Origin of the sequence: Campylobacter sp. VBCF_04 NA7 (assembly GCF_027737405.1) — a bacterium.
In the GTDB taxonomy this organism is placed as follows: Bacteria; Campylobacterota; Campylobacteria; order Campylobacterales; family Campylobacteraceae; genus Campylobacter_B.
Map to the genome: position 1 here is coordinate 1 of NZ_JAOVTT010000005.1, position 19,298 is coordinate 19,298.

Genomic DNA, 19,298 nt, shown 5'->3' on the forward strand with positions numbered 1-19,298 from the left:
GGGTCTTAGGTGCTTCTGTGCCACCATTGACAGTAAGATAAGTTCTATTACCCTCGGCTGCCTCTTTTAGTTGAGATACATTTACAGCGTCTGTATCAGCTTCACCAGGAGCTAAATTTGTAATCTTAACTGGTCCTTCGTTTTTATCACCAACTTTAATGTCTCCATTATCGTTGCTGATTTTTGCACCATCTTTGCCGAAGTAAATACTTCCGCTTTCTGTTAAATTTACATCCTTAGCAAGTTCAACAACTAGTTTAGTTCCATCATTGATAACACCAATGTTGCCAGTAGTTAGTTGGTCTTTACCAGCTGTATGAGTTCCTTCTATATTTAGTTGCTCATTTAATTTTTTAGCGATAGGGTCATTAGTGCCATCTCGGTAATTACCCTCGAATTTCAAGCCGTCATCCATAGTAGCAACTTGCAATGTAATCTCATTACCTTCGTTATTTGTAGTTTTATAAATAATTCTACCTGGTTCTTTATTATCAAGCGTATCTTTACCCTTAGCTACTGTGATTTGGGCATCTTTACCATCTTTACCATTGATACCGATAGTTCCCTCGCCATCTTTTGCACCGATAGTTACACCATCTTTGCCATTTTTGTCGATAACTTTGATTTGACCATCTTCGCCAGGTTTTCCAGGTGTGCCATCGCCTTTTTCACCTATTGTTAGGTTATTAGCAAGTTTTAGGTCATAGGTGTTGTTATCTTCACCGCCATGAGTAAGTTTTAGGTTACCATCTGTGTATTGACCAGGGGTCTTAGGTGCTTCTGTGCCACCATTGACAGTAAGATAAGTTCTATTACCCTCGGCTGCCTCTTTTAGTTGAGATACATTTACAGCGTCTGTATCAGCTTCACCAGGAGCTAAATTTGTAATCTTGACTGGTCTGCTTGAATTCTCGTCTCCGTCTATGCCGTAACTTACAAGTTTAATAGTTCCATTGTTATCGGTTAGCTTGACAGGGACTTTTAGATCATACCCAGTAGTCATTGTATCGGCATTGTATTCGCTAGTGATGATTACGCTTCCGTTTTTAGAAGTTACATTTGTATCTTTCGCGCTAAATTTAATGCCATAAGCACTAGCGGTTTTATTATTATCCGTGCTTAGCTCGACATACGAGATATCTACATTATCCCCAGCGATAAAGTCAAGACCAGTTTTATTATAATCCTCAGTGCCCACTGTGTGTTTGCCAAATGTAAGAGTTCCGTCTTTGTTCGTGCCAGTGCCATCTTTGTCTATACCCACAGACCAAACTGTGCCGGCACCGCTCACTGCTCGTTTTAGTTGAGCGACATTGACTGCGTCTGTGTCCTCGCTACCAGCGGCTAAGCCTGTGATTTGGCGAGTTACATTTTTATCTATATTTCCGACTGCGATAGCATTTGCTGTGCCAATCCATACAGCGTTATCAGGCATTTTTAAATTGTCCTTGCCTGCTGTTCGTGTTTGAACATCGTAGCCTTTATAAGTTCGGTTTTCATCGAAAGATGAAAGCGTAACTACATTATCTCTATTAGCCACCGAACCGCTACCAAGTGCTATGGTATCAGCCACAGATACAGTCGCACCCTTGCCGATAGCTGCTGAATTCTCTGCCTTTCCCTCAATAATACCGCCTAATGCACCAAGTGCATTAGGAGCATAGACTTTCGAGCCATCGCCAAAAGCAGTTGAAAAATCGGCTGCCAATGAACCATTATTATTCAAAATCCATTTTGCGATTTCTTTTCTTTGGTCTAAATCAGTATCACCACTTTCTTTCCAAAGCCAATTTTGATTATTATCATATATGGTTACTATATTTCCTTCTTCATCTTTGCCCTGCACAAAATAATAACCAGTATTAATCGTTACACTCGGATCTCCCGGAGAAGGCACTTTTTCGATTTTAATTTCAATAGTTACATCAGTGTAATCTTTACCACCATAAGTCATTGCGCCTGCACTTACCAGAGATTCTCTACCCCAAGCAGTCGAATTATCTCCTGCTGATTTAGTATGCGAACCCCAAGCAGTCGAACCTATACCGTAAGCCTCAGTATTAGAACCCCAAGCAACGCTATTTTCAGAACTAGAAATAGTTCTGTAACCAAATGCAGTAGATTGGCTTCCTGTCGCTTGTGTTTCCATACCAAATGCAGTTGCTCTCTTGCCACTAGCTATGGTTTGATGTCCCCAAGCAGTAGCTCTTGTTCCACTAGCAATAGTTCTATAACCAAATGCAGTAGAATTGTCTCCACTAGCATTGGTTCCCTCGCCAAATGCAGTAGCGTTTTTACCAGCGACTACTTTATTTATACTACTCATCATTTTGTCGCGATTCATATAATATAATTCGCCGTTTTCAGCTCTGCGATCTCTACTACTTGCTTGCGAATCAAATCCTTCTACATAAGTACCATCTTCCTTCATAAGCACCCATGCCACAACTTCTGTACCATCTTCTAATTTGATTGTTTTTTGGATAGGAGTAACATCTTTATTATCATATTGATATTTTACTCCAGCATGCGTAGCTTCACCAAATGCAGTAGATTGATCTCCCCCAGCAATCGTATTATAACCAAATGCAGTGGCGTTTTTACCTCCTGCGATATTAGTAACTTCTACATGTGAAGTTCGCATTTCGACCTGCGCATTAGCTTCTACTATTCTATCAGGGGTAAGAAACCAATTCCCAACACACTCATATTCACCAGTTTCTTTATTATTATCATCTACAAAATAAAGTGTCGCAGTCATGCAAGTATTTGGATCATATTTGCTTGGACCAGGTAAAACATATCCGATTTTATCTTTATTGGACCCATCTCCTCCACGAAGATAAAGATCATGTGTCTCATAATCTGAAATTTTGACTTGTTCCGTATATCCACCAGCACTTACGCCTGTGCCCCAAGTCATAGCATTTTCACCAGTAGCAGTAGTTCCCATAAACGCAGTAGAGTTATCACCATTAGCTTGTGAATTTGCACCAATTGCTACGGCGTTTGTGCCAGTAGCTTGTGCAGAAGTAGCAGGAGCGCCTGCTACACCGTTTATGTGTATATATGGGCTTACTATTTTATCATTATCGATTCTTACGACTCTGTCGTCGCTAGTGATACTACCGCCACTTGGCAAATTCTCTATCACAGAGTATAGTTGGCTTCCATTTATTGCGTCTGTGCTATCAGCAGAGATCAGACCAGCGGCGACATTTTGGATTCTGCGTGGAGCAGTGGCGTTGCCTATGCTGACTACGCCCTCAGGTTTAGCACCTGCAAAGCTTAATTTGTTTGCCGCAATCTTTCCTATCGCGACAGAATTTGTAGAGTATGTATCCATACTAGCCGAGGTCTTGCCTGTCTCATACGCTGCACCATCGCCAAGAAATACAGAATTTTTATAAGTGTTAGTAACCTTGTTTCCTAAGATAAATACGCTATTATCTCCTTCTTTTATCTTACTATTATTACCTACGACATAGCTATCATCGCTATCAATAATATTCGGATCACCAAATGCACCTGAGCGATTGCCAGTTACGGTATTGCCAGAACCCATAGCGATAGAGTTTTTACCGCTTACTGTGTTGCCATAACCATGAGCGATACTCTCGACACCTGTTACGGTTACATTGTTGTCCATACCGACTGAGAAAGATTTAGCAGCACTAGCAGTGTTTTTAAAACCAAGTGCGGCTGATTGCATACCCTCGGCGACATTGCTCATACCAGCAGCGACAGAAAACTCAGCAGTAGTGTTGTTATCAGCACCCAAAGCCATAGAATTCATAGCCGTAGCGTTATTTAAAGTTCCGATAGCTAGGGTATTATCCGCCGTAGCATTGTTTTTCAAACCAAATGCGGTCGAATAATCGCCTTGTGCCACATTTTTTCCACCCACGGCGATAGCGCCTTCGCCAAGAGCATAGTTGCTTAGACCGACAGCGGCAGCACTTGTAGCATTAGCATCATTATATAGACCGACTGTGATAGTGCTATCACCATGGTTTTCATTATAGTAACCAGCCGCGATAGAAAAATTGCTACCTTCGACAATGTTTCCATTACCAGTAGCCATAGCGTTTGTCGAGCCACCACTGATTGTATTGATTACACCGATAGCGGTAGAATTTACATCGACTATGGTATTTTCTGCACCCACAGCGGTCGAGCCGTGACCATCGACTACATTGTATGTGCCTATCGCGCTAGCACCGATACCATTAGCTATATCCATATAACCAAAAGCATTTGAGAAGGTATTGCTAGCAACAGAGCTTTGACCTACTGCCATAGAGCCAAGACCACTAGCTGTCGTTGGTATGTATAGATTGCCTTCTGCTAGCTCACCTATCAAATCGCCATATTTAGCTTTGATTTCAGTTTGTTGGGCTTCTGTTCTATTTTCATTAACTTGTATTTTTTTACCAACAACTACCAAATCTCCATTAAAAATACCTTGCAAAATTTTAATATGGTCGGTGGCGTGCTCTTCACCGCCGATGACATACAAATATTCACCAATTTTTCCTAGCTTAAAATCACTTTTTGTACCACCGATATCATCTCCGCCTATTGATATAGAGCCATATCCACTTGCGATAGTATTCGCACCCAAAGCCATCGCCTGACCACCAGTCGCAAATGCACTATATCCCACAGCGGTGCTCTGTCCTGGTCTATCATTTTCATCTTCGCTATTCATTTCGACAGCTTTTGCTTTACCGCCGATAGCGATATTACCGCCACTCCAATCTTGCATAGTAGCCGCCATAGCCTCTTCACCGATAGCGATAGTGTAATCTCCATTCGCTGTCGCACTATTTCCAAGAGCAACTGCACCTTTATCCATAGCATAAGAATTTGGACCGATTGCAATCTGTGTGCCGTCTGAACCAGCTATTACGACTTTATCAGAGAAAAAGCGATTAGGATCGCCAATTTCTTTCTCAGAGCTATTTCTGTTATTATATATAAATTGTGCTACATGTGCTGCCACATCTGCATCGGTGTCACCATTTCCTGCAACCCAGTTTTGGTTAAGATTAGTATAACTTTCACTACTATCAAAAGCATAAGCTCGAAGTAATTCAGATTTTAGCTCTCCGTTAATATCTTTATTCTTATATAAATCCTTATCCCTATCCAAACCACCGACTTTTATTTCATTACCGCTTTTCATATAATATGCGTAATAGTAAGTCTTGGTCGCACCAGTAATTCCCATCTCAGCTAGTTGAGCAGTTGTATATGCTTTGACCATAACTTTGGTAGGATTGTTATCGTTAATAAAGCTAGCTTGGATATACATATCAGTCAGTTTATGACCAGCCTTGGCATCTGTGCCCACAGCAATACCATTGTTTGCTCTAACATAAGAGTCTTTGCCAATAGCAATAGTATTAGTCCCAGTAGATGTGCCCTCTACTATCTCTGCATACAGACCCTCTGGTGCAAATGGCGCACTAATAGCCACTATCGTAGCTAGCGACATAGCCAGCCGTCCCAGAGCAGGCGCGCTCGCTATCTTGCCAATGCCTGAAAAAATTGTGCTACCGAACCCCTCGCGCACAGTTTTTTCGCCACTGTGTCCCTTAGCGATCTCGCTAACGACCTTGACGCCGTGAGAGCTCCTTTTGAGCTTATAGACCTTGTTCATGAAAAACTCCTTTTTTCTGCGAACTTAATCGCAAAATGTGATAAATAACTCCGTATTTTAACTCTTTAAAAATTAAACGAAGTTTAATTACACATTTGTAAAGGATAAAATTTATCGCCGTTTTTTTTTTTGCGCCGTTTTTGGGGGAATTTGGAGAATTTTAAAGTCGCTAAATTTGCAAATTTAGCGCTTTGAATTTTAAACTCGTAGATTGCTTCGTCGCTTCGCTCCTCGCAATGACAAAACAAAGAGTGGCATTACGCGAATTCGGCTAATCTGTCATTGCGAGCGTAGCGAAGCAATCCAGGGAAATTTAAAGAGAATTCTAAAATTTGTCAATTTTATTTGATAATTGAAATTTATTGGAATTTCCCTAGATTGCTTCGTCGCTTCGCTCCTCGCAATGACAAAGCAAAGCAAATTTGCTTTGCTTCTCGCAATGACAAATCAGGCGAATTTTGATATACTTTACAAAAAATGAAGGCAAAAATTTGAAACAATACTTCGTTTATATCCTTTTTAACGAACGAAACGGCACTTTGTATATCGGCGTAACAAATGATTTAAAACGCAGAACTTACGAGCACAAAAACAAAATTTTCAAAGGTTTTACCGAAAAATATGGCGTGGATAAACTCGGGTATTTTGAGAGTTGCGATAGCGTAGAGAGTGCGATTTTGCGCGAAAAACAGCTAAAAGGCGGAAGCAGAAAACAAAAACTAGCTTTGATTGAAAGCGTAAATCCATTTTGGAAAGATTTGTATTATGAGATTTGAATTTTGTCATTGTGAAGCTATATGCTTTTTGTGATAAATTCGCCAAATCTGTCAGTGTGAGGCAATTTTCGCTAGTTATGTCATTGCGAGAAATACGAAGTATTTCGAAGCAATCCAGAAAAATTTAAAGAGAATTCTAAAAAATTTTACTTTTGATTAGAAATTTATCTGTGAATTAAAATTTTTTAGAATTTCCCTAGATTGCTTCGTCGCTGTTTCACAGCTCCTCGCAATGACAAATCAAGGCAAATTTGCTTCGCTATGCTCGCAATGACATTTAATCTGTCATTGCGAGAAATACGAAGTATTTCGAAGCAATCCAGAAAAATTTAGAGAAAATTCTAAAAATTTTACTTTTGATTAGAAATTTATCTGTGAATTAAAATTTTTTAGAATTTCCCTGGATTGCTTCGTCGCTGTTTCACAGCTCCTCGCAATGACAAATCAAGGCAAATTTGCTTCGCTTCTCGCAATGGCGGCAAAATGAAAATTTCGGGGCAGTGTTTAGAAGTTGCGCTAGCGGAAAAAATGCGAAATAAAAAAGCCTAGACGCGAGGTCTAGGCAAAAGGGGGAAATGAAATTTAAAATTTCAAACAAAAATTTAAATAATCAAAATTTCAGTCATAAAATTTAAACGACTAAAATTTCAAACCCAAAATTTAAAAACTAAAATTTAAAAAACTAAAATTTAAACAATCAAAATTCACAATCAACGCAAATTTAAATCATCAAATTTCAAGCCAAATTTAGCCGAAAAGCTTCCTCATCGCCTTGAAAAACAGCGCAGTAATCGGGTTTGACTTGCCAGTAATGCGCACAACCCAGCTCTCATAAGTCTCGCCTTGTTTTTTGAGATACTCGTTTAGCAGCGCCTCGCTAGCCTCCATACCGCCTTGCTCCTCTGCGGCGCAAAGCTTTTTATACAGCGGTTCGACGATGTCAATTGCAGCGCGTGGCGGGGCCTTGCGGTAGGCTGTGTATTCGACAATCTCGCCTGTGGCGGGGTCTTTTTTAGGGATAAATTCGGTCATGACCCAGTAGTAGCTTCCGTCTTTCGCCATATTTTTGACGACTGCGACGAAATCGCGACCCTTTTGGATCGTATCCCACATGAGCTTAAACGCGATTTTTGGCATATCTGGGTGGCGGATTATGTTGTGTGGCTGACCAAGTAGCTCCTCGACGCTATACCCGCAAATAGCGCAAAAATACACATTGCCAAATGTGATGATACCCTTAGGATCGGTGCGCGAGACGATATATCTGCCCGGATCTAGCTTGATTTCGTTGTTTTTAGGGGTTGGTCTTGGCATTTTTTTCCTTTACGATAAAATTTCTCTCAATTTTACAAAGTGATTTATAAAATTTAACTTAAAATAAAAAAATAACAATAATATTATGTGGAAAATTTAAAATTCAGGCAATCTAAGTATTTCAAATGGCGCGATGAAACCCTGCGCGAAATCCGTGAAAATCGCTGTTTGCGCCTGAGAAAGAGCGCACGAAAATACAGCCCCTGTGTCGGTGAAATTTAGCGTGTAAGCGAAATTTTGCTTTTTCATAAAGTGCTCGAATTTTGAAATTTGCGAAAACGGCACGAAAAACTCACATGGGGCTTTTTGCTCGAATTTTATTAGCTCGCTCGCATTTATCGCTAAATTTACAGCCCCACCATACGCGCGCACTAGCCCGCCAGTGCCTAGCTTGATTCCGCCAAAATACCGCACCACAAGCACAGCCGTGTCAATCAGACCTGCGCCACGAAGCGCATTTAGGCACGATGGGCCGCTCGTGGATTTGGGCTCGCCGTCGTCGCTTTGGTTTTCGACGATTTGGGAATACTCATTTAGCGCTCGATACGCCCAGACGATGTGGCGGGCTTTGGGGTGTTCGTGTTTTAGTCGCTCACGCACGCTCTCAAACTCAGCTAACGGCACCAAATGCGCGATGAAATTTGACTTTTTGACTTCTAAATTCGCGCTAAATTCGCGCTGTATGATATACATTTTCGCCTTTTTGATTAAATTTAAAATTTGAATTTGAAATTTGCAGGCTTACCACCCGCCACTGGCACCGCCACCGCCAAATCCGCCTCCACCACCGCGAAAGCCACCTCCCCGCGAACTGCGCCCAAATCCACCAGAGCCACCGAAACCGCCGCCAAATCCGCCATTTCTGCCAAATCCGCCAGAGCCGCCAAAACCACCGCGCAAAATTTCATCAAGCCCGTCGCCTAAAATGATAGTGTTGCCATAATCCCCGTGCGAGCGTGATTTGTTTCTCATCATCATAAAAAATACAAAGAAAAAGAAAAGCATAAAGATTATGAAATCAATATCGATTTCCTCGCCCTGAGCGCGCTCGATTTTGGCGAATTTTATGTCGCCACTCTCGATAAAATCGAGGATCGTAAGCACACCAGAAACTATTCCGCCCTCAAAATCCCCAGCCCTAAAATGGGGCAAAATTTTATACTCGATTATGCGCTTTGAGACGCCGTCAGTCAGCACGCCCTCCAAGCCATATCCGACCTCGATACGCACCCTGCGCTCGTTTGGCGCGACGAGCAAAAGCACGCCGTTATCATAGCCCTTCTGCCCTATGCCAAGCGCCCTAGCCTGCTCGTTCGCGACCTCTTCGATAGAGTAATCCCCGAGCGTTTTTAGGGTTACGACCATGATTTGATTGGTGGAATTTTCGTCAAATTTAAGCAAAATTTCGTTTAACGCACCAGCCGTAGAGGCGCGCAAAATACCCGCCTCGTCGATAATAGCTGTGTCGTTTGGCAAGGCTAGATAGTCTGAAATTTTAGCCTGCGAAAAAGATAAAGCCAAAAATAAAAAAAGCAAAATTCTTCTCATTTTATTTCCACAATCTTTTCTTTGATTTCATCTTTATCGCCCATTTCATGGGGGATTTTCGCCATTATTAGCGCGCAAAGCCTATCTATACCCGCACTCACAGCCTCGCCAAAATTCGCAGTTTTTGCCTGGACGCAAAATTCCTGCACAATCTGCAAAAATTCAGAATTATCAATCTTTGCGCTGATATTTTCACCGCAAACTATATGCGCGATTTTTTCATTTTTGCAAACACAAAAAATCACAGCGTTTGGGATTTTATCATACCCAAACAGTTCAAATTTACTCACGGCAAAGTCGTAAGTAAGCCTAAATTTAAAGAATTTAGGGATAAAAAATTCTAAAAATTTAGGAAATTTAGAAAAAAGAAATTTAAAGAGCAAAAATACAATCGCAATCAACTCAAACGCGCCTACTTTGCCTACTTGCTGGAAAAACATCAGCGCAGTGCCCACTACAAAGGCAATCGTGCAAGCCACGCCCCAGCTAAGGGGCTCTAAGTCCAAAGCCTCGCCACTTAGCACGCAGATAATCTCAGCGTCGCTCGCATCTTCGGCCTTTGAGATTTTATCCGTTATGGCGTCTTTGTAAATTTGCTCAATCATCTAAAACGAAACTTTTGGCGCGTTTTGATTGGCTTCGCCTGCGTTAAATACAGGCTTAGCTCCGCCCTTGCCTACGAGTTTGGCAATGATATTTGTAGGGAAAACCCTAATCATCTTATTATACTCTTGCACCACAGCGATATAGTCCTTGCGAGCCACAGCTATGCGGTTTTCGGTGCCCTCTAACTGATTTTGCAAATCCGTAAAATTTGAGTTTGCTTTTAGCTCAGGGTATCGTTCTACAACTAGCATTAAGCGCGATAGAGCCGAGCTTAACTCGCCTTGTGCGTTGTTAAACTGCGTAAAGGCTTCTGGGTTATTTGCGATATCGTTTGCGTCGATTTTCACGCTCGTTGCCTTCGCGCGAGCCTCGATTACGCCCTCTAAGGTGCCTCTTTCATGGCTTGCGTATCCTTTGACGGTTTCGACGAAATTCGGAATCAAATCAGCACGCCTTTGATATTGGTTTTGCACCTGCGCCCAGGCCGCATTGACATCTTCGTCTTTTAGGGTCAGTTTGTTATACACAGGCACGGCGAAAATCGCAAACACAGCCAAAATTATGCCAGCGATAATCAGCCATTTTAGCCAGCCTTTTGATGATTTTTTCTCGACATTAGCAGAGCCATTGTAGGTTTGGCTTTGCTCTGCGCCTTTTGCGCCTTTTTCGCCGTCATAGCCGATTTGTTCGGCGCCATTTTGGTTTTCTAACTCGTTCATACCACTCTCCTTGATATTTTTTCATGAAGTTTAACTAACACATCATACTCAATCGTGCCAAAAAATCTCGCCCACTCTCTGGCGTCATTTATCACGCACACCCGCTCTCCGCCAAATTCAGCGCAAAAGCTATCCATAGACATTTTGCCAAGTAGCCTTTCGCCACTACCTAATCGCAAATCCCCAAGCCCAGCGTATCGCAAAAGCCCGTCCGCATAGCCTAAATCATAGGTGCCGATTTTCATATCGCACGGCGCGCAAAACACCCCGCCATAGCCTACCCTTTCGCCTTTTTTAAGCACTCTTTGGCTGATTAAATCAGCCCACAAGCTAAGCACAGGGCGCAAATTTAGGCTCTCATCAAACTGAGCGTATCCATACTGCGCCATACCCACACGCACAAACTCATCGTCAAACCCCGCTCTGCGCTCGATCGCAGCTGAATTTGATGAGTGAAAAATAAGCTCATTAAATCCAGCCTCATTTGCCTTAAATTTGGCGATTTTTTTAAATTCGGCGAAATTTTGCCTTTGCGCGTAAAAATCAGAGCTTAGCTCATCACTAGCGCGGTAATGGGTAAAAAATCCGCGCAAAGCTAACGAGTGTTTTTTGCAAAGTGCGAGTGCTTCGTCCAAATCATAGGCGCAAATTCCATTTCTATGCATATTTGTATCTGCGACAATATGAATATTCGTGCCTGTTTTTAGGCGTGCAAAATAGCTCATATCATTTACAGCATAAATAAAATTTGGATTTTCGTTTCCGTTTGGAATATGCGAAAGAATTAAAATTTGCTCAAAAAATTCTGAAATTTCGCGCGCTTCATCTAGCGTCCTAGTAACGGCTCTTTTGATACCAAACTCACGCGCCAAACCCGCGATTTCGCGCATGCCATGCCCATAAGCGTTGTCTTTAAGCACGAGCATAATGCGCTCTTTGGCTACTTTTTGCGAAATTTGCGAAAGATTGTGAAAATACGCTGATTTATCAATCAAAATTTCAGACATTAAAGCTCACTCCATACGCCTTGTATAAATACGGCAAAAGCTTGCGAATAGCGTAATCATAGCCGTAAAATTTGGCGTAAATTTCCTTTAAATTCGCCTCTTTTGCGTTTGCGAAATCAAACACATCTGTGCCCTTTATTTTTGGCACTTTTTCGTCTAGTAGCGCGAAAAATTCAGCCCTAGCGCCAAGAAGCTCTTTTATATTTTGCTCGACTAGCTCTTTTTCCATTATTTTGCAATCTCCTCTAATGCGCCCATTATCACCCTTTGCATTTCATCGCGAAATTCAGGGCTTTTAGCCTCAAATCTCGTTACGATTATCGGCGTGGTATTGCTAGCTCTCACCAAAGCCCAGCCATCATCAAAACGAATTCTAACCCCGTCGATTTCTATCATATCGCGCACGGCTGGAAGCCCAGAAATGCCGTTTTTGGCTAAATTTTTAAATTTTTCAATTATCTCAAATTTAGCGGCGTCTGTGGTTTTAAATTTAATCTCATCTGTGCTGTGCATTACAGGAAGCGCGTCAAGCTCAGCGTCTAAATCAATGCCCTTTGCGACGAGTTCTAACACTCTCATCATCGCATATACGCCATCATCGAAGCCAAAATATCGCTCCTTAAAATAAATATGCCCGCTCACCTCAGCCGCCAAATCAATGCCAAGCTCCTTCATAGCCTTTTTGATATTGCTATGACCGGTTTTGCCCATAAAGCTCTTGCCACGGCGGTTTATCTCATCATACATTACCTGCGAGCATTTCACCTCGCCCAAAATTTTCGGCTCTTTCATATTTAATGATAAAAGGCAGGCTAGCTCGTCGCCTTTGATATTTCGCTTCGCTGTTAGCACGGCGATTCTATCGGCGTCTCCGTCGAAACCAAAGCCCAAATTTAGCCCGTTTTGGCTAATTGCATTTTTTAAATCGACTAAATTTTTCTCTTCGCTTGGATCTGGGTGGTGATTTGGGAAATTTCCGTCAGGTTCTGGAAATAAAATTTTAGCATTTAAGCCAAGTCTTTCCACGATTTTACACGCCGTAACACCTGCTGCGCCGTTTGCGCAATCAATCACAAATGGTGTTTTGAAATTTTTCAAATTTGCAAATTCTTTTTCGAAATAATCCAAATACTCGCCCAAAATATTATATTTTTCGCAAAATGTATTTGTTGGGATCTCTACGCCACTAGCCATAAATTCAGCCACTTGGCGGCCGAGTGTTTTAAGCTGTGCGCCAAAAAAACTATCCGTGCCGATTGTGATTTTAAAGCCGTTATAATTTTTCGGATTGTGCGAGCCTGTAATCATAATGTTTGCGTCAAATTTGTGCGTAAATACGCCAAAATACCCCACAGGCGTAGGAAGCAGGCCAATATCAAAAATCCTAAGCCCAGCGTAGTTTAGCCCACTTACTAGGTATTCAAACATATCTGGCGCGCTTAGCCTCGCATCATAACCCACGCTGATACGCTCACGGCCTAAATGGCGCAAATGCATACCAAAGGCAAAACCAATCGCCTTAACGCTCTCTTCGTTTAGATCCTCGCCCACGATTCCGCGGATATCGTATTCTCTAAAAATATCTTCAATCATAAAATTCCTTGACAAAAAAATTACAATATTTTAAATTATAAATGTTAAAATTTGTCAAATTTAAGGAGTCAAAATGAAAAAAATTTTTCTTGTTTGTGCGATTTTGGGCGCAGTTTTTGCTAAGGATTACGAGGTGATTGATAGCGTAAATACTTCGTTTAGAATTTTTGGCAAAAACGATAGAATCGAGGTTATCAGCGTTAGCGACCCTAAAATCGATGGGGTTACATGCTTCATCTCATACGCCAAAAAAGGTGGCGCAAAAGAGATTGTTGGCGTCGAAGAAGACCGCTCAGAAGCCTCTGTTTCATGCAGCCAAACAGCCCCAAAAATCATAATCAAAGAAGAGCTTAAAAAAGAAGATATATTTGCGAAAAAATCCTCGCTAATCTTTAAAAAAACCCATGTCGTGCGTATGTTTGACGAAGCAAGCCAGAGCATAATTTATCTAGTGTATTCAGATAAAATCATCGACGGCTCGCCAGATAATTCTATCTCGGCAATTCCGTGCAATCAAGCCGTAGGCAAGGTGTGTGAATTTGCATATAAAAAATAAAATTTCGCTGTCCGCAAGCATGAAATACTAACCCGAAATTTTACTTTTAAGTGTCATTGCGAGCGAAGCGAAGCAATCGCCAAATTTTAAATTGCCAACCGCCAAAATGGCAAAAAATTTTAAAACTTTTGTAAGGGGGGAAGGGGGCTTGAATTGCGAGGTCGCTCCCCTTCCCCCCTTACCAACCCCCTAACCCCCGACGACGCTTGCAAAGTGGCGTGCTATGCACGCATTTATTTATGGAATTTTGCTTCGCAAAATTCTTTGCAATTATGCTTATGGGTAAAATTTAATGCAAAATTTCGCTAAATTTTGCTTTGGTATCGATACGCTTTTTGCGATGATTTATTTATTGATTTATCGCAACGAAAATTTAAGAATTTTTTGTTAAAATCGCCCCTTTAATAAAATTTATCATTTAGCAAGGAAAAATATGAAATCTATTTTTAGCATGGAATCTGCCAGCATTATGCTTGCCCTGCTGGCTATCGCGTGCGCGGTGGCGACATTTGTGGAGACTGCATTTGGCACGCCAGTAGCGTGGGCGAGTGTGTATAATGCGTGGTGGTTCGGGCTGATAATGCTACTTTTGGGGCTAAATTTGGCCTACAATATCTACCGCTACCGCCTCGGCGATATCAAAAAGCTTCCAACCTTTATATTTCATTTAAGCTTTCTTTTTATTTTGCTTGGGGCTGGGCTTACGAGATATTTTGGATTTGAGGGGAATTTGCACATTAGAGAGGGAGAGGAAAGCTCGCTAATTAGCACCAAGGACGAATTTGTGCAGTTAATTAGCATAGGCGAGGATAAAAATTTCATCTCAGCCGATGAAAAAAACTACCTAAGCGGCGTAGGAAAAATGAAATTTGATTTAAATTTAGATGTAAATGGCAAAAACGCAAATTTGAAATTTAAAGAATTTATCCCGCACGGCGAGCTAAAATGGGTCAAAGACGAGAGCCAAAGCGCACCCGCTAGAATCGAGTTTTTGTTTTCAAACGATACCCAAAAACAGTCCCTTTCGCTACTTTCTGGGCAGAGTATCGAGCTAGGCGAGGTTAGCATTAGCTTTAATACCATGCCAAAAACCAAATATTTCATCTATATCAAAAACGACGCTGATAAATTCTATATAAACTCGAATTTCGACATAAACGCCACTAAAATGGGCACTAGCGAAAAAATCGCACTAAATAAAAATGAGGATAATCTAATCGATGATTTATCGCTTTATAGCTTTGAGGGGACGAATTTCGCCCCAGTTAGCCTGCTAAGCTCAGCTGTGGAAAAATTTGTTAGGGTAGAGGAAAATTTAGCCGGTATGGGTGGCATTATCGCAGATCTTAGTTATAACAACGAAAGCAAAGAGGTGCTAGTAATCCAAGGCGAAAAAGGCCTTCAATACGAAGTCGGTGGCGCAAATTTTATCACGCTTTTGGGGCCAAAAATGGTAAATTTGCCGTTTAAATTAGCTTTGCGCGATTTCGTCATGGATCGCTACCCAGGCACAAACTCGCCCTCAGGATACAAGAGCGAAGTTACCGTCAAAGACGGCACAAACAGCTATGATTACGATATTTATATGAACCATGTCCTAGATCACGGCGGATACAGATTTTTCCAAAGCTCGTATGACAGGGACGAGGGAGGCACCGTGCTATCTGTAAATCGCGACCCGGGCAAATTCCCGACATATCTAGGATATTTTTTGCTCTGCCTTGGCATGTTTTTAAACTTTTTAAACCCAAATTCACGCTTTTTCAAGCTTTCTAAACTCATCAGTGAAAACACTCACCTAGCAAAAAGCGTGGCGATTTTGGCTGTAATTTTCGCCTGTGTTGCGCCAAATTTAGCCCACGCAGAGGGAAATGAGAGTGTGAATTTAAATGAAATCAAGCTAAATTTGCCAAATTTTGATAAGGAATTTAGCAAAGAACTTGGCAAATTAGTCGTGCAAGGTTTCAATGGTCGTATGGAGCCGTTTGATACAGTTTCGCGCGAAATTTTGCACAAAATTTACCGTGGCGAAACCTACAAGGGCGAGGACGGGATTACGCTCAATCACAACGAAGCCTTGCTTTCATTTATGCTAAATCAAGATTATTGGCGCACCGCCAAAATCATACGCGTAGGCGATAAGGAACTGCGCAAAATTTTAGGTCTTAACGAAAATCAAAAATACGCTTCGATGATGGATTTTTTCGAAATGAAGGATAATGAGAGCTTTTATAAGCTTGATAAATTAAGCGAGGAAATCAACCGCAAACCCCTTGGTAACCGCTCTACGCTCGATAAAGAAATCATCAAAGTAAATGAGAGAGTAAATGTGTTTTACGGCGCGATTATGGGCGAATACTTCCGCATAATCCCTACCGGAAAGTCAAACGATAGCACATGGATTTCGCCGTTTGCAACCCTTGAAATGCTAAGCGAGAGCGAGCGAGATAAGGTGCGCGATATGAGCGCGATGTTTGCCACAGCTGTGATTTATGCCCAAAACAAAAACGATTGGCAAAGCGCAAACAAAATGCTAAGCATTATCAAGGATTATCAAATCAAAAATGGTGGCGAATTAGCACCTAGCGAGAGTGCGATAAAATATGAAATTTTATACAACAACGCGCATATTTTCAAACGACTTTTTTCGATTTATACAATCGCTGGATTTTTGCTTTTAATCTTTATTTTTATCCGTATGATGAAGCCAAATTTAGGCTTAAAATGGGCATTTAATCTAGTTTGGTTTGTAAATGTAGTGGCGTTTTTGATACATACTTTCGGACTTGGGCTTCGCGCGTATGTATCAGGACATGCGCCGTGGTCGAATTCGTATGAGTCGATGATTTATATCGCGTGGGCGCTAGCGCTTAGTGGAATTTTCTTTTCGCGCAAATCTGCAATTTCTTTGGCGCTAACGGCGATTATGGCAGGAATTACGCTAATGGTCGCGCATTTAAGCGATATGGATCCGCAAATCACAAACCTACAACCAGTCCTTAAATCGCACTGGCTGACAATCCATGTATCTGTAATCACCGCTAGCTACGGATTTTTGGGGCTTTGTATGTTGCTTGGAATTTTCACGCTTTTGATGTTTTGCTTCGGCAAAAACAACCCAGAAATCGCGCGCAATATCACAGAAGCCACTAGAATCAACGAAATGTCGATGATTCTTGGGCTTTGTTTGCTAACAGCTGGAAACTTCCTAGGTGGCGTGTGGGCAAATGAGAGCTGGGGCAGATACTGGGGCTGGGATCCAAAGGAAACTTGGGCTTTGATTACGATTTTTGTCTATGCGATTGTGGTGCATTTTAGATTTATGCCAAAGCTAAATTCACAATTTGCCTTCGCCGTAGCGTCGATGTTTGCGTATTTTAGCGTCATAATGACATATTTTGGAGTAAATTTTTACCTTACAGGTATGCACTCTTACGCAGCCGGCGAAAAAATCCCTGTGCCAAGCTGGGCATATATAATGACAGCTTCTATGTTTGTTTTGGCAATCGTTGCATATTTTCGCTCGGGAAAATCGACTAGATTGTAAAATTTATTATATAAAATTTAGAGTTTGTAAAAATAAAATTTCAAACTCTAAATTTTAAAATTTCATTAAATAATTCCCTTAAATAGGCATTTTAAGCCAAAATTCTTAACTCAAATCAATTAAATTTAATATTTATTTGGCTAGAATTACCCTTTTATTTCACAAAAAGAAAGGGTAAAGATGTCTGTTAAATCTGATTTTAGTGAAAATAGACGAGGCTTTATCGGACTTGCATTTGGTGCGGTCGCCGCAGTGGGTGGCGTATTTGCACTAGGTGGTATGAAAAAAAGCTGGGATCCGCTTCCTAGCGTCAAAGCAGCCGGCGTAACGACTGTGGATTTAAGCCCGATTAAAGACGGAGAGCTATACAGGACAGAGTGGCGCAAAAAGCCAATATTTATTCTCAAAAAGACAGCCGATATGGGCAAAAACGATGAACGAGATGTCGTCGTAGGTGGCGCTAGATACACGCTTTGTATCGGTCTATGCACGCATTTGGGCTGTATCCCTAGCTACAAACCAGCTTCTAAACAATTCGTTTGCGCATGCCACGGAGGCGTTTTCAACACTGACGGCGTAGCTGTGTTTGGTCCGCCACCACGCGGTATGGATATACCTCCATTTAAAATCGACGGAACTAAACTTGTCCTTGGCGAAGAAGGCCCTGAATATCAAGCTCTAATGGGCAAAGCGTAGGAGGATTGATATGCATGTAAGAAAATCAACAGGCATCTTGGATTGGTTAGATCAAAGACTTGCTGTTAATAAATTTATGAAAGTTATGATGACGGAGTATTGGATTCCGAAAAACATCAGCTTTTTATGGGCTATGGGCGTTATTTTGATGACACTATTTATCGTGCTTTTCGTAAGCGGTTTAATGCTTGTAATGTATTACAAACCAGACGCTGCTTTGGCGTTTGATAGCGTAAATAAAACTATCATGCAAGAGGTAGAATATGGCTGGCTATGGCGACATATCCACGCAGTGGCTGCTTCGGTCGTATTTTTGGTGATTTATATCCACACTTTTGTGGGACTTTATTATCGCTCATATAAGCAAGGCAGAGAGATGATTTGGGTCAGCGGTATGCTACTTTTCATACTTTTTTCAGCCGAAGCTTTTAGCGGATATATGCTTCCTTGGGGGCAAATGAGCTACTGGGCGGCTATGGTTATTACAAATTTATTCGGCGGAATTCCAGTTATCGGACCGGCCGTGGTAGAGTGGATCAGAGGCGATTACGCTGTAAGCGATCCGACTTTGACAAGATTTTTTATGCTTCATGTCTGCTTGCTTCCGATAGTCGTAATCTCTGTCATCGCGCTTCACTTCTACGCACTTCGCGTCCCTCATGTCAATAACCTAGACGGCGAAGAAATCGATTTTGAGGTAGAGAGTGAAAAATTCCTAAGCGGCGATACAAAAAATGCGAAAGTTATCCCATTTTGGCCAGGATTTTTATCAAAAGACTTTTTATATCTTTCAATCTTTATGATATTTTTCTTCTATTTGGTTGGATTTCAATTCAATTTTGCAATGGATCCGATAAATTTCGACCCTGCAAACAGCCTCAAAACACCAAACCATATCTACCCAGAGTGGTATTTCTTGTGGCAATATGAAATTTTACGCGGATTTTTCTTCGATGTTGGACCATTAAAGGCAGCAGATATCGGACTTATGGCGTTTGCATTCGCTGGCGTTTCACTAATGATAGTTCCATGGATGGATAGAAGCTCTGTCGTAGCCCCAGCTCACAGAAACAAAGCATATTTTATCTGGTTTTGGGTATTACTAATCGATATGATACTTTTAAGCCTATTTGGCAAACTCCCAGCAGACGGCGCAGAGCTTGGCATGCCAAATACATATTGGGGCTTTATTTTATCGATACTTTATATCGCATTGATAGTAGTTGTCTTGCCTTTGATAACAATCGCAGAAAGAAAGAAAAGAGGTTAAG

General features: G+C 41.5%; 14 protein-coding genes. 5 read left to right on the plus strand and 9 right to left on the minus strand.

What is annotated here, in order from left to right; genetic code table 11:
• On the minus strand, positions 1-5,665 hold a 5,665-nt coding region (locus tag OFO00_RS05225), incomplete at its 3' end, for a hypothetical protein (protein ID WP_270865164.1).
• Positions 5,666-6,156: 491 nt separating this feature from the next.
• Here OFO00_RS05225 and OFO00_RS05230 point away from each other — a divergent pair.
• Entirely contained in the window at positions 6,157-6,441 is a 285-nt protein-coding gene (locus tag OFO00_RS05230; RefSeq protein ID WP_270865165.1) for a GIY-YIG nuclease family protein, read from the plus strand.
• Between the two features lie 747 nt (positions 6,442-7,188).
• Here the strand turns inward: OFO00_RS05230 and OFO00_RS05235 are convergent.
• From OFO00_RS05235 to OFO00_RS05270, 8 genes are all read right to left on the minus strand, one after another.
• Positions 7,189-7,755, minus strand: a complete 567-nt coding sequence (locus OFO00_RS05235; RefSeq protein ID WP_270865166.1) for a PAS domain-containing protein — start codon at positions 7,753-7,755, stop codon at positions 7,189-7,191.
• Between the two features lie 96 nt (positions 7,756-7,851).
• Entirely contained in the window at positions 7,852-8,448 is a 597-nt protein-coding gene (locus OFO00_RS05240; RefSeq protein ID WP_270865167.1) for an IMPACT family protein, read from the minus strand.
• 48 nt (positions 8,449-8,496) lie between these two features.
• Positions 8,497-9,303, minus strand: a complete 807-nt coding sequence (locus OFO00_RS05245; RefSeq protein ID WP_270859966.1) for a TPM domain-containing protein — start codon at positions 9,301-9,303, stop codon at positions 8,497-8,499.
• Positions 9,300-9,908, minus strand: coding sequence for a hypothetical protein (locus OFO00_RS05250; protein ID WP_270865168.1), 609 nt, complete (start codon positions 9,906-9,908; stop codon positions 9,300-9,302). The genes OFO00_RS05245 and OFO00_RS05250 overlap by 4 nt, the downstream gene beginning before the upstream one ends.
• A complete protein-coding gene (locus OFO00_RS05255) occupies positions 9,909-10,628 on the minus strand; it encodes a LemA family protein (protein WP_270865169.1) in 720 nt (239 codons plus the stop codon). It abuts the gene before it with no gap.
• A complete protein-coding gene (locus OFO00_RS05260) occupies positions 10,625-11,635 on the minus strand; it encodes an alanine racemase (protein WP_270865170.1) in 1,011 nt (336 codons plus the stop codon). Before OFO00_RS05260 ends, OFO00_RS05255 begins: the two co-directional genes overlap by 4 nt.
• Positions 11,628-11,864, minus strand: coding sequence for a CmeU family protein (gene cmeU, locus OFO00_RS05265; RefSeq protein ID WP_270865171.1), 237 nt, complete (start codon positions 11,862-11,864; stop codon positions 11,628-11,630). The genes OFO00_RS05260 and cmeU overlap by 8 nt, the downstream gene beginning before the upstream one ends.
• On the minus strand, positions 11,864-13,228 hold the full coding sequence (locus OFO00_RS05270; protein ID WP_270865172.1) for a phosphomannomutase/phosphoglucomutase: 1,365 nt from the start codon (positions 13,226-13,228) through the stop codon (positions 11,864-11,866). Before OFO00_RS05270 ends, cmeU begins: the two co-directional genes overlap by 1 nt.
• 73 nt (positions 13,229-13,301) lie before the next feature.
• Here OFO00_RS05270 and OFO00_RS05275 point away from each other — a divergent pair, with 73 nt between their 5' ends.
• From OFO00_RS05275 to OFO00_RS05290, 4 genes are all read left to right on the plus strand, one after another.
• Positions 13,302-13,784 carry a CreA family protein gene (locus tag OFO00_RS05275; RefSeq protein ID WP_270865173.1) on the plus strand — a complete coding sequence of 161 codons (483 nt, stop codon included), beginning with the start codon at positions 13,302-13,304 and terminating at the stop codon, positions 13,782-13,784.
• A 433-nt stretch (positions 13,785-14,217) separates the two neighbouring features.
• Positions 14,218-17,331: a cytochrome c biogenesis protein gene (gene ccsA, locus OFO00_RS05280; protein ID WP_270865174.1), complete on the plus strand. Its 3,114-nt coding sequence runs from the start codon at positions 14,218-14,220 to the stop codon at positions 17,329-17,331.
• Positions 17,332-17,511: 180 nt separating this feature from the next.
• Positions 17,512-18,027 (plus strand): ubiquinol-cytochrome c reductase iron-sulfur subunit, encoded by a 516-nt coding sequence (gene petA / locus OFO00_RS05285; protein ID WP_270859958.1) that lies wholly within the window; start codon positions 17,512-17,514, stop codon positions 18,025-18,027.
• A 10-nt stretch (positions 18,028-18,037) separates the two neighbouring features.
• A complete protein-coding gene (locus tag OFO00_RS05290) occupies positions 18,038-19,297 on the plus strand; it encodes a cytochrome b (RefSeq protein WP_270865175.1) in 1,260 nt (419 codons plus the stop codon).
• Position 19,298 lies beyond the last annotated feature (1 nt).

What these genes read in the sequence shown, in the direction of transcription:
- OFO00_RS05235 (WP_270865166.1), bottom strand. Translation starts at nt 7,755, where the DNA reads ATGCCAAGACCAACCCCTAAAAACAACGAAATCAAGCTAGATCCGGGC.
- OFO00_RS05240 (WP_270865167.1), bottom strand. Translation starts at nt 8,448, where the DNA reads ATGTATATCATACAGCGCGAATTTAGCGCGAATTTAGAAGTCAAAAAG.
- OFO00_RS05245 (WP_270859966.1), bottom strand. Translation starts at nt 9,303, where the DNA reads ATGAGAAGAATTTTGCTTTTTTTATTTTTGGCTTTATCTTTTTCGCAG.
- OFO00_RS05250 (WP_270865168.1), bottom strand. Translation starts at nt 9,908, where the DNA reads ATGATTGAGCAAATTTACAAAGACGCCATAACGGATAAAATCTCAAAG.
- OFO00_RS05255 (WP_270865169.1), bottom strand. Translation starts at nt 10,628, where the DNA reads ATGAACGAGTTAGAAAACCAAAATGGCGCCGAACAAATCGGCTATGAC.
- OFO00_RS05260 (WP_270865170.1), bottom strand. Translation starts at nt 11,635, where the DNA reads ATGTCTGAAATTTTGATTGATAAATCAGCGTATTTTCACAATCTTTCG.
- cmeU (WP_270865171.1), bottom strand. Translation starts at nt 11,864, where the DNA reads ATGGAAAAAGAGCTAGTCGAGCAAAATATAAAAGAGCTTCTTGGCGCT.
- OFO00_RS05270 (WP_270865172.1), bottom strand. Translation starts at nt 13,228, where the DNA reads ATGATTGAAGATATTTTTAGAGAATACGATATCCGCGGAATCGTGGGC.
- OFO00_RS05275 (WP_270865173.1), top strand. Translation starts at nt 13,302, where the DNA reads ATGAAAAAAATTTTTCTTGTTTGTGCGATTTTGGGCGCAGTTTTTGCT.
- ccsA (WP_270865174.1), top strand. Translation starts at nt 14,218, where the DNA reads ATGAAATCTATTTTTAGCATGGAATCTGCCAGCATTATGCTTGCCCTG.
- petA (WP_270859958.1), top strand. Translation starts at nt 17,512, where the DNA reads ATGTCTGTTAAATCTGATTTTAGTGAAAATAGACGAGGCTTTATCGGA.
- OFO00_RS05290 (WP_270865175.1), top strand. Translation starts at nt 18,038, where the DNA reads ATGCATGTAAGAAAATCAACAGGCATCTTGGATTGGTTAGATCAAAGA.